Below are 2,617 nucleotides of genomic sequence, written 5' to 3' on the forward strand. Positions count from 1 at the left end.
AACCTCGGGCTGCAGCCCGGGGTTAGTAGGCTGCAAGGAAAGATTAGCCTGGAGGGCTATACGCCCGCGAAGATGGCGGCGGGAGCCGCAGCGCCGAAGGCGCACGCTATCTTGCTGCAGCGACAGCGCCGAAGTAAGGTGGCACAGGTGGCGTCCCCGTTGTGGGGCAGAGGAATGTTTTCTGTAGCCGCCATACTCTTCAAGGAGCTTTCTTGGTTTTTCTTTTCTCATCGACACAGGTTCCCTCAAAGAGCAAAAATTGTAGGATGAAAACCGCGTTTTTGCCTATTTCCGCCCAATCCTACATTTATATTTTTTGCTTCAACACGACCCTACACACTTCGCCGCGCAACCCTACACAGTGAAGGGTTTTGTGTAGGATTTGCAGACCAAACCCTACACACCAAACCCTTCTGATTATCAAACTTTAAACCCCAACTGTGTAGGGTTTGGAGGAAATGCATGTACCCTTGAAAAACGTATAGGTATGAAAGGTGAATACGCGCGCCTCGCGCGCGGTTCCTTTTTATATTTTTCTGCCGTCTTCCTTTTTGCGTGCAAAGTGGCACAAGTTTTGCTTCCTTTGCGCCCCTTTGAAGTCCCGGCGTCGCGAAAAATGCTTTGACTTTGGGACGAACCGGCACCGTGAAAGTCTTTGGGCGAACCGTTCAGACGTTCCCCCTCGCGACACTTCAACGCGTCTTCCTCGCGTTTTCAGTTTCGCCATTCCTCCACTTTCTGAAATAAGACGGCAGAACACCTCGAAATTTAGAAATAAGGAAAAAGTGTAATTTCCCGAGTAGTCAAAACAGAGAAAAGTGTAATTTTGCAATCAAGAAAATAAGGAAAAAGTGTAATTTTGCAAGCAAATAAACAAGAGAAAAGTGTAATTCAACCATGCTCTACAGAAAGATTAGCAAAGATATTGAGGCACATCTACGCTCCGGCAGTGATAAGATAATGGTAGTGGAGGGAGCCAGGCAGATAGGCAAGTCATTCATCATTCGTGAGGTGGGCAATCGCCTTTTCAAGAATTTCGTTGAGGTGAACTTTGTCAGAGACGATGAATCGGAGGGGCTCTTTCGCAATATTCACAAATTGGAAGAGTTCTATTTGACGCTGAGCATGCTTGCAGGCGGAAAACTGGGTGATAAGTCCGACACGCTTGTCTTCCTTGACGAGATTCAGTATTACCCCCAATATCTCACCATGCTGAAATTTTTGCGCGAAGAAGGCAAGTTTACCTATATCGCCAGTGGTAGTTTGTTAGGCATAGCTCTTCGCAATACGGTTTCAATCCCGGTCGGAAGCATCATCCGCAAGCAGATGTATCAGCTTGACTTTGAAGAATGGCTGATGGCAGAAGGTTGGGGGAGGGAAGCTCTTGAGCATGTTCATCATTGTTTTAGAAAGCAAATCTCGCTCACAGAAGAACTGCATGAAAAGATGTTGGGCGAGTTTAGGAAATACTTATTGGTAGGGGGACTGCCGGATGTCGTCAATACATACTTGGAGACACACAACATCGTTCGAGTTCGAGAGATTCAAGAGTCAATCCGCGACCTCTACAAAGAGGATGCCGCCAAGTATGAGAAGGAGTCAAGCAAGAAACTGCTCATCCGCCGTATTTATGACATGATTGTGTCTCAGATGGAAAATAAGAAAAAACGCATTGTGGCAAAAGACATCCGAGACAAGAAGGGCGACAGGTTTGAATGGTATGCCGAAGAATTTGAATACCTCGCATCCGCTGGAATCGCCCTTGACGTACACGCTATCTCCAATCCCAAATATCCACTGTCAGAGTCCGTGCAAAAGAATCTTTTGAAACTCTATCTCAACGACGTGGGGATGCTCACCGGACGATTGTACGAGTATAATATAGCTCCCGTGATGAAACAAGAAAGAAGCGTTAATCTTGGTTCTGTTTATGAGAGTGTAGTCGCTCAGGAGTTGAAGGCACATGGTCACAACCTATACTATTATGACAATGCGAAAAAGGGGGAGGTTGATTTTCTTGTAAACAATGGAAACGAAATGACAGTTCTACCCATTGAAGTCAAGTCTGGAAAGGACTACACGTCACATAGGGCACTTGACAAATTATTGCAGGAAAAAGAGTACAACATTCCTTCCGCCATCGTGCTGGATAATGAGCGTGAAGTCTATACAAAGAATGGTATCACCTATATGCCTATATATTATATAATGTGTATAGAACGTGCAGAAATCCCTCAAACCGGCTCTATTTTCTAATCCACATCCTGTTCTCCCTTCGCTCCCTTCGCTCTGCCTTCGCCCCCTTCGCCCATCCGTTTGATTCGCGTTCAAAGGAAATTTCTGGGCGATTCGTGCGCAAACAGCCCTTCCAAACTGTCACCTGCGCTTTACAAACCGCACGCCAAACCCTTCGCAATCCCCCTCAAAAGCAGAAAAACGCAGATTTTCTCAAATTTTTTGAGTCAAAGTCTTGCTTGGTTCAGAAAGTCGCCGTACTTTTGCACTCGCTGACGGAAAAAACGGGGATGCCCGTGAGTTCCGAGCGACAGCAAAAGTTCTTTGAAAAGATTCCATAAACCTATTTGTAGAGAAGTACAGGAGACTGGGTAACTCAGAA

At 46.0% G+C, this 2,617-nt stretch carries 2 protein-coding genes; one reads left to right on the forward strand and one right to left on the reverse strand.

The window, feature by feature from the left end; all coding sequences use genetic code 11:
• Positions 1–56: 56 nt before the first annotated feature.
• The gene (locus I6E40_RS10470; protein WP_235387181.1) at positions 57–194 is read right to left on the reverse strand and encodes a hypothetical protein; all 138 of its coding nucleotides are present in this window, start codon (positions 192–194) and stop codon (positions 57–59) included.
• Positions 195–897: 703 nt separating this feature from the next.
• Here I6E40_RS10470 and I6E40_RS10475 point away from each other — a divergent pair.
• Positions 898–2,256 carry an ATP-binding protein gene (locus tag I6E40_RS10475; protein ID WP_235387183.1) on the forward strand — a complete coding sequence of 453 codons (1,359 nt, stop codon included), beginning with the start codon at positions 898–900 and terminating at the stop codon, positions 2,254–2,256.
• The last annotated feature ends 361 nt before the right edge of the window (positions 2,257–2,617 follow it).

The sequence above is a fragment of the Prevotellamassilia timonensis genome (assembly GCF_021531665.1).
Classification (GTDB): Bacteria; Bacteroidota; Bacteroidia; order Bacteroidales; family Bacteroidaceae; genus Alloprevotella.

Bases quoted from the DNA above. Each gene is read 5' to 3' on its own strand.
- I6E40_RS10470 (WP_235387181.1), bottom strand. From the start codon at position 194: ATGGCGGCTACAGAAAACATTCCTCTGCCCCACAACGGGGACGCCACC.
- I6E40_RS10475 (WP_235387183.1), top strand. From the start codon at position 898: ATGCTCTACAGAAAGATTAGCAAAGATATTGAGGCACATCTACGCTCC.